The 967-nt window shown below is 71.6% G+C and carries 1 protein-coding gene; it reads right to left on the bottom strand.

The features are described 5' to 3' along the window. On the bottom strand, positions 1 to 967 hold a 967-nt coding region (locus ACFFGY_RS22150; RefSeq protein WP_377046715.1), incomplete at both ends, for a DUF4214 domain-containing protein.

Here is a 967-nt window from a genome sequence, read left to right as displayed (position 1 = left end):
GCCGCTGTCCACCAGCGCGGTGTAGTAGCCGATGCCGCCGGCATCGGCTTCGCGCCCCAGGATCGCGCTGTAGAGCCGGTTCACCACCGACGAGGTCGCCGTGCCGCTGAACTCCAGCGTGCCGTCCTGGAACTGCACCGCGTGCGCGCCCGGCAGGAGCAGGTCGTCGCCGTCCAGCGTGATCTGCAGGCCCGCCGGAGTATGGATCACGCGCGTCGCCTCGCTCGCGAGGATGTCGGCCACCGCGACGCCGGTGCGGCTGAAGGTGACGCCGTCGGCGACGTCGCCGCCGCTCAGGGTGATGTCCCGGCCGGTGGCGACGTCCTGCGCGCCCTCGGTGCTGGCGGGCGTGGCGTCGGTGACGGTGGGCGCCGCGAAGACGCCCCGTGCCTCATCGGAGCGGCCGATCTGCAGGGCGGCGTCGAGGCGCGTGAAGGTGCCGTCGTTGAGCCAGGTCCGCCAGGCGGCAAGGGATGCGGCATCGACCGGACGTTCCAGCGCGTTGGCGGTCAGCACCTGTATGAACTGGTCGGTGGTCTCGCCGGTGTGGCGGGCCTCGTAGGCGTCGCTCGCCATCAGCGCGGCGTAAAGGTCGCGCACCGTGGCGGCACCGCTGTCGAGGGCAGTGCTCCAGCGCAGGAGGCTGCCGGCGTCTGGCGTGGTGTCGAGCAGGGCATCGTAGGCCAGGATCACCTCCTGCGCCGCGGTGTCGGGCACCCAGGTGCCCTGGGGATGGTTCTGCTCGTAGAGGCTGGCGGCCTCGGCGGAGTTGGCGAAGATGGCGAAGACGTGCTCGCGTGTTTCGCCGTGCTGGAGGGCGTTGAGGTAGTAGCTCATGCCACCGGCATCCGGGGCGCGGCCGAGTGCCGCCTGGTAGAGCCGCGTCAGCAGCTCCGCATCCGAGGTGCCGCCGAAGCGGGCGCGGAACTCGTCGCTGTCGAACATGATCGCCGCCACGCGCACCAGG

It is taken from the genome of Roseomonas elaeocarpi (assembly GCF_042433915.1).
Taxonomy (GTDB): domain Bacteria; phylum Pseudomonadota; class Alphaproteobacteria; order Acetobacterales; family Acetobacteraceae; genus Roseomonas; species Roseomonas elaeocarpi.
The sequence above is the reverse complement of the archived record's forward strand: the minus strand, read 5'-3'. Positions and strand labels throughout refer to the sequence as shown.